Here is a 6,577-nt window from a genome sequence, read left to right as displayed (position 1 = left end):
GGGCCGGCGTGCCCTGCTCCTCGGAGAAGCGGTAGCGGGTTGCGCCCATCGGGGTCGCGAGGACGGGTGCCCACGCCCGCAGGGCGTCCAGGGTGGCGTAGTTCAGCGCCTGCAGGTCGACGCCGAGGGAGACCAGGTGCTGGATCAGCGGGTTGTCGAACAGGTCGGCGTCCCCGCGGGACGTCCCCACGGTGACCGTCTTCGCCTGGTGCTTGACGCTGTCGATGGAGCGCGTGAGCTCGTCGACGGAGCGGGTGAGCAGTTCCCTGAGGCGCTGCTCGAGGGAGACGTCGGCGTCGGTCAGGGACAGCAGCCACGCGCTGGGGGCGACGAGCTGGGCGAAGGCCTCGGCGAGCTGCAGCGCCGTGGTGCTGGGGACGTAGCTGCCCCCCGCCGGTGTCCCGCCGGCCAACTCCAGGAACGCCTTCAGCGGTTTGACGCCCGGCCACTCGGGACCCAGTTCGCTGCCGGTGTCGTGGGCCGTCTCCAGCTCGGCGAGTGCGCGACGGGCATCCATCGCCAGCTCGTCGATCGACCGGGCGCAGTAGTAGGAGAACAGGTGGACGGCGGCGGTCGCGAGGATCCAGCCGAGCGACCGGTGGGCGTCCGGCACGGCGATGACGTCGTCCATCGGCCAGTCGTCGGCCGCGGACTCGTCGGTGATCAGGACGGGCAGGTTGCCGTGCGCCTGGAGGATGGCGATCTCCTTGCCGAGATCGGCCCGTTGCAACGGCGACGTGCCGGCGGCGCAGATCAGCACGAGCGCCTCCGCGGACAGGTCGATGTGCTTCTTGTCCTCGACGGCATCGACGGAGACGGTCTTGTAGCAGAGCTCGGACAGCTTGATGCGGCCCTCGGCGGCCGCGACCTGGTTGAGGCCGGAACCGATGACGGACCACGCGCGCCGGTGGAACGTCCGCCGGGCCACCCGCTCGATGCGGTCCCGCTGGCCGTAGACCTCGCGCAGTTGCCCGCAGATGGACCGGAGCCCGCGGAGCATGCCGTCCTCCGCCGAACCGGGCTCGTTGCCGAGCGCGTGGGCGATCTCCCACGACAGCAGGATCCCGGCGGCGACCTGTGCGTAGAAGGCCTTCGTGGAGGCCACGGCCATCTCCACGTCGCGGCCGTCGGAGGTGTAGACGATCCCGTCGGCGCGCTTGGCGAGGTCGCTGTCGCGGCGGTTGACGATGGCGACCGTGGCGGCGCCCCGTTCGCGCAGCAGGTCGACCGTGCGGTTGGTGTCGGTGGTCGAGCCGGACTGGCTCACGGCGATGACGAGGGTGTCCTTGAGAGACTGGGGGAGCGGTGCCGCCGAGATCTCCGTGGCCGTGCTCGACGTCACCTGGATCTGCTCGCCGAGCAGCCCGGCGGCCACGCGCGCGATGCCCGAGCAGGCCACCGCGGCGGTGCCCTGGCCGACCAGGACCACGCGCTGCAGAGAGCCGTCGGCCAGCCGGTCGCGGATACCCTGCGGCAGCTCCTCCTCCGACAGTGCGGCGCTCAGCCCGCTCCCGGCCTCGACGATGCGGCCCCGGAGGGTCTTGCGCATCGACTCCGCGGCCTCGGCGATCTCCTTCGCCAGGTAGTGCTCCTCGTCGCCGAGGTCGACGTCCTCGGTGGTGACGTCGGCCCGCTGCCCGGAGTCGGCGGGCAGCGGCAGGGACTCCGCGGGCGACGACGGGTCCCGGAGCGCGATGGAGTAGCCGTGCTCGGAGCCCCTGGCCACCTGGGCGACGACGGGGGCCCCGGCGTCCGCCCCGATCAGCCGCCCGTCGACCCGGACGTAGTCGGAGGTCACGCCGACGAGGCCGTACACCTCGCTCGCCACCATGGGCAGGGTCGGGGACAGGCCCAGGTAGAGCCCCTGGCCGCTGCCCTTCACGCCCACGGTGAACCCGTCGGGGGAGCCCTCGTCCTGAGCAACGATCGCCATGGATCCCTCGAACGACCGCAGGCACTCCGCGAGCGCCTGGTCCGCGGTCAGGCCGGCCCGCGCCATCGACTCGCCCATCGCGAACGGGATGACCCGCGCGTCGGTCGTGATCTCCGCCGCTGCGTCGGAGCCGGGAGCCACCGGCAGGATCGCCTCGTGGTTGTCCACGTCGCCGTTGAACGCGGCGATGACGTACGGCCGGCCGGCGTCGCAGGTCAGCACGTTGTTGACCGGGTGGGCGTTGGCCTGGCTGATCCGGCCCACGCTGGCCCACCGCGTGTGCGCCACGACGGTGACCCGGGCGGACGGGAGGGCGAGGGCGCTCCTCAGGTGGTCGTCGCCCCCGATGGAGTGCCTGAGCCGGGCGACGTTGTCCCCCAGCCGCCCGATGAGGACGGCGGTCTTGTAGACGAACGACAGGCCGCCCGCGACGGCCACGACCGAGCGGTCGCGGAACAGCGGGTCGGTCCGTTCGGTCGGCACCGCGAGGGCGGCGAGCTCCGCCGCGTCGGCGCTCACGAAGACGTGGAGGCCGGCCGAGTCGCGGCCGCGCACCTCCAGGCGGCCGAGCGAGTCCAGGACGGCGTCCATCGCGCGGTAGCTGTGGCACGCGGTGGGCTCGAGACCGGCGGGCGCGAGCGCCCGGACGCGGCCCGCGGCACCGAGCAGGTCGTGCTCGATGCGCCAGACGGCGTCCCTCGTCTGGCGCACCCGCGCCTGGAGCTCTTCGGGACTGCGACGGTCCGCCGGCGAGCCCGGGGCGTCGAGCGCCTCGTCGGCCCGGGTGACGAGGCGACCCGCGTCCGCGACGGCGTCGCTGAGAGCGGCGCCCACGTCCGGTTCGGTGACGACCGCGTGGAAGGCCTCCGGCTGCGCCCACGCCTCGGCGGCCGCGGTCAGGAGTGCGGCGGTCTCCGCGAGAGCCTCGACCAGGGACTCCGTCGTCGGAGCGCTGGGCCAGGCGGCCGCCAGCGGTGCGGACGGCTCCGGGACCGCACAGTCGCGCTCGCCCGCGTAGACGGGCAGACAGGCAACCACTCCGCACATGACTTCAGTTCCCCCTCGTCGCCTTCCACGACCCTTGGCGGCCGGAGGCTCATCGAGGCGATGCTGTCACGCGCGGAGCCGCCGAGGCGACCTTCGCGGCGCCCCCGCTCGCGGATCCAGCGAAAGCCCACCCGGAAGGGGCAGGCACGGTGGGGTGCCCCCGGCAGGATTCGAACCTGCGACACACGGTTTAGGAAACCGATGCTCTATCCCCTGAGCTACGGGGGCTCGTCGGCGGCGGCCGACAGGGGTACGCGGGAAGGTTAGCGGGCGGGTCCGGGCTGTCCGCCGACCCCGCAGGGTCTTCCGGGGAACTAGCGTCGAGCCGTGATCGTCGGCCTGGTCGAACTCGCCCTGATCCTGGCGGTCGTCGGCCTGCTGGTCATGGGGGGCGTGGCGCTCTGGCGGGCGCTCCAACGCGACGCAGGGGGAGCGGCGCGGCTGCCGGCCCGCGCGCGGGCCGAGCTGGCGTCCTCCATCGCGCAGGCGCGGTGGGTGCCCGGCCACGACGAGGTGGACGGGATCACGCGGGTGCTGCTGCGCCGCACCTACACCGGGCTCGACGGGCGGCCGGCCGTCCTGGAGGAACGCGTGCTCGACACCTTCCCGGCCCAGGACCCCGGCTGGGAGGCCCGGTTCACCGAGGCGATGTCGAACGCACGGTTCCGCTGCGCCTACCTGAACGCCGAGGAGTCGCCGTGAGATGCGCGACCGTCGCGGTCGCCCCGGTGGCCGCCTCCCAGGGGAGGGTGCCGGGCCGACGGCGCGGCCGGCGATTCGAGGGGACGATGGCGCGGTGACCGCAGCTCCGGCCGCCCGGCCCCGTGCCGCCGCCACCTCCCTCGACGCGCTCGCCGACCTGCTCGCCGAGGGCGACGTCGTCGTCCTCTCGGGCGCCGGGCTGTCCACCGACTCCGGCATCCCGGACTACCGGGGGGAGACGGGCAGCCTGCGCCGGCACACCCCGATGACCTACCAGACCTTCACGCGCGACCCGCGCGGCCGGCACCGCTACTGGGCGCGCAGCTTCGTCGGCTGGCGGCAGATCCGCAGCGCGCGGCCGAACCCGGGGCACAGGGCGGTCGCTGACCTGCAGGCGGCCGGCCTGATCGGCGGGGTCATCACGCAGAACGTGGACGGCCTCCACCAGGCCGGCGGCGCCACCGACGTCGTCGAACTCCACGGGGGCCTCGACCGCACCGTCTGCCTCTCCTGCGGGGACGTCGCGAGCCGGGCGGACCTCGACGAGCGACTGACGGCTGCCAACCCGTTCTTCGGCGCCCGTACCGACGAGATCAACCCCGACGGCGACGCCGAGCTCCCGGACGAGGTGCTCGACGGGTTCGTCATGGTCGGGTGCCTGGCGTGCGGCGACGGCCCGCTGAAGCCCGACGTGGTGTTCTTCGGCGAGACGGTGCCGCGGGACCGCGTCGAGCGGTGCTTCGGCCTGATCGAGGATGCCGCCGGTCTGCTGGTCCTGGGCTCGTCCCTGACGGTCATGAGCGGCTACCGGTTCGTGCTGCGGGCGGCCAAGCTCGGCATCCCGGTCGCGATCGTCAACGTGGGGCCGACCCGCGGCGACGCGAAGGCCGACGTGCGGGTCGACGCACCGCTGGGCGAGGTCCTGCCCTCCCTCGCCGCCAGCCTCGGATGACGCGGGAGGCCGAGCGCACCGACGACGGCCCTTCCCTCGCGGTGGACGGCTGCTGCACTGCCTTGACGCCGCCGTAGCCGCGGCGCGCGCCCGCGTTGGCCACGAGCGGCCTTCCTGCCCCCACCGCTCGCGAGTTCGCGGCGGGCCCCTGCAGGAAGGCCGGACGTGACCGAGACTGGCGGGCGATGCAGACCTTCCTGCCGGTGGCCGACTTCGAGGAGAGTGCGCGGCTGCTGGACTCCCCGCGCCTGGGCAAGCAGCGGGTGGAGACCCTGCAGATCCTGCGCGCGCTGGAGCTGCCGGACTACGGGTGGGCCAGCCACCCCGCCGTCCTCATGTGGAAGGGCCGCACGCCCGCCCTGGTCTCCTACGGGCTGGCCATGGTCCGGGTCTGGCGGGAGCGCGGGTTCGCCGACACCACCGACCGTCAGATCGGCGAGTTCGCCCCGGAGGTCGTCGGGGTGCCGCAGGCCGAGCTCGCGGCGGCGGGCCTGCTGCCGTCCTGGGTCGGGGACGAGGCGCTGCACCTCTCGCACCGGTCCAACCTGCTCGCCAAGGACCCGGGCTACTACCGGCCCCGCTTCCTCGAGGCGTTCGGCCCCGAGCCCGACGACCTGCCCTACCTCTGGCCGGGACCGGACGACCTCCCGCCGGCGCCCGAGCCCGAGGGCGTGGGCGTCTGGGTGGTGCGGCCCCGGTCGCACGACGAGCTCGGTGCCTGCCTGGCCGCAGGGGTCGTGGGCCTGGGCGTCCAGTCGGGGATCGACGTGGACGCCACCGGCCTCTCGGCCGCCGAGCTGCGGGTGCTGTCGAAGGAGCTCTCCGGCCGCCGGCTCGCCAAGGACCTCCGGCAGCTCTCGGCGTTCCTCGACGAGATCCGGCCCGGTGACCGCGTCGGCCTGCCGATCGAGCACGGTGCCGGGCTGTTGCTCGGCGAGGTCGTCGGCGACTACCTGTTCCAGGGCCGTGAGCTGCTGCCGCACCGCCGCCCGGCCCGGTGGGACCGCGTCGTCCCCCGGACGGCGGCCCGCCCGCCGGCCACGCTGCAGGACCCGCGGGCGCTGTTCCGGGTCACCCTCGACCCGGCCGCGCTGGACTAGGAGGGGGTGGGCAGCGACACGTTCTGCAGGCGGACCTGCCCCCGGGCGACGAGCTTTCCGTCGTCGGCGCGGGTCAGCACGACCTGCCAGAGCTGCAGCGTGCGGCCCTGCTGGATCGGCTCGGCCACCACCTCCAGCCGGCCGGCCGTCATGGGGCGCACGAAGTCGGTGTTGTTGTTGACCCCGACGGCGAACTCGCCGCGGTCGCCCACGGCGAGACTGGCCCCGATGCTCGCGGCGGACTCGACGACCGAGGAGTAGACGCCACCGTGGACGACGCCCCACGGGGTGTGCTGGTCGGGTCCCAGCTCCACGTGGCCGGTCACCCGGGCGCCGCTCGCCTCCGCGACCTGGAACTTCATCGCCGCGACGAACGGGGTCGCGACGGTGAGGTCGACGCCCGGCACGTCGGCGGTCATACGTCCCACACCAGGCAGAAGGGGTGGCCCACCGGGTCGGCGTAGACGCGGAAGTCGCCGCCGCCGCCGGGCAGCCGCTTCGCGCCGAGGGCGAGCACCTTCGGCTCGGCCTCGTCGACGTCGGCCACCCGGATGTCGAGGTGGAACTGCTGGGGCCGGTCGGGGTCCGGCCAGTCAGGAGGTTGCAGGTCCGGCGCCTGCTGGAAGGCCAGCCGGTAGCCGGCACCGTGCGCCCCCACCCAGTCGTCGCCAGGGTTGCCCTTGACCTCCATCCCGAGGAGTCCGGCGTAGAAGGTGGCGAGGGCGTGCGGGTCGGGCGTGTCGATGACGACCGAGTGCAGCTGACCGATCATGGCCTCCATCCTGGCGTGCCCGCTCCGCCTCCGACACCCGGGAACCGGCCGGTCAGCGCCACGCGGCTGCC

At 73.9% G+C, this 6,577-nt stretch carries 6 protein-coding genes and 1 tRNA gene; 3 read left to right on the top strand and 4 right to left on the bottom strand.

The window, feature by feature from the left end; all coding sequences use genetic code 11:
- Positions 1 to 2,980 (bottom strand): SIS domain-containing protein (locus tag E4P40_RS14120; protein WP_135159194.1); only part of this gene is annotated, 2,980 nt, incomplete at its 3' end.
- Between the two features lie 155 nt (positions 2,981 to 3,135).
- A tRNA-Arg gene (locus E4P40_RS14115) sits at positions 3,136 to 3,208 on the bottom strand.
- Positions 3,209 to 3,307: 99 nt separating this feature from the next.
- Here E4P40_RS14115 and E4P40_RS14110 point away from each other — a divergent pair.
- The 3 genes from E4P40_RS14110 to E4P40_RS14100 all read left to right on the top strand — a co-directional run bounded on the left by E4P40_RS14110 (position 3,308) and on the right by E4P40_RS14100 (position 5,734).
- Entirely contained in the window at positions 3,308 to 3,682 is a 375-nt protein-coding gene (locus E4P40_RS14110; RefSeq protein ID WP_135159193.1) for a hypothetical protein, read from the top strand.
- 94 nt (positions 3,683 to 3,776) lie between these two features.
- Positions 3,777 to 4,634 carry an NAD-dependent protein deacetylase gene (locus tag E4P40_RS14105; protein WP_245160344.1) on the top strand — a complete coding sequence of 286 codons (858 nt, stop codon included), beginning with the start codon at positions 3,777 to 3,779 and terminating at the stop codon, positions 4,632 to 4,634.
- Between the two features lie 185 nt (positions 4,635 to 4,819).
- A complete protein-coding gene (locus E4P40_RS14100) occupies positions 4,820 to 5,734 on the top strand; it encodes an MSMEG_6728 family protein (RefSeq protein WP_135159191.1) in 915 nt (304 codons plus the stop codon).
- Here the strand turns inward: E4P40_RS14100 and E4P40_RS14095 are convergent.
- A complete protein-coding gene (locus E4P40_RS14095) occupies positions 5,731 to 6,153 on the bottom strand; it encodes a PaaI family thioesterase (RefSeq protein WP_135159190.1) in 423 nt (140 codons plus the stop codon). The genes E4P40_RS14100 and E4P40_RS14095 overlap by 4 nt on opposite strands.
- Complete coding sequence (locus E4P40_RS14090; RefSeq protein WP_209305322.1) at positions 6,150 to 6,506, bottom strand: VOC family protein; 357 nt, start codon at positions 6,504 to 6,506, stop codon at positions 6,150 to 6,152. The genes E4P40_RS14095 and E4P40_RS14090 overlap by 4 nt, the downstream gene beginning before the upstream one ends.
- Between the last annotated feature and the right edge of the window lie 71 nt (positions 6,507 to 6,577).

This window comes from Blastococcus sp. CT_GayMR20 (assembly GCF_004570345.1).
This window is presented reverse-complemented; position numbering and strand designations above follow the sequence as displayed.